1 protein-coding gene is annotated in these 400 nt (G+C 63.0%); it reads right to left on the reverse strand.

What is annotated here, in order from left to right; genetic code table 11:
* Positions 1-400, reverse strand: a 400-nt coding sequence (locus AC6CIE_RS27820) for an IS256 family transposase (RefSeq protein ID WP_498094976.1), incomplete at both ends; no start/stop codon positions are given.

Raw genomic sequence — 400 nt, forward strand, 5'->3', positions numbered from 1 at the left:
AGTCTGCAGCGTCGTGGCCGGGAACACCGCGTTCAGCGCCTGCTCCATGCCTTTCAGACCGTCAGTGACAGCGATCAGGATGTCCTGCGTGCCGCGGGTCTTGAGCTCGTTGAACACCTTCATCCAGAACTTGGCGCCTTCGGTCTGCTCGATCCACAGGCCCAGGATGTCGCGCGTGCCGTCTGGCAACACCGCCAGCGCCAAGTAAACGGCCTTGTTGCGCACCACGCCGTCCTCACGGATCTTGACCCGCAGCGCGTCGAAGAACACCACCGGATACATCGTCTCCAGAGGCCGCGTTTGCCAGGCCGTGACCTCGTCCATCACCGCGTCGGTCACCGAGCTGACGAACTCCGGCGAGACCTCCGTGCCGTACTGCTCGAGCAGAAACCCTTGGATT

The organism is Achromobacter sp. GQ309 (genome assembly GCF_059759315.1).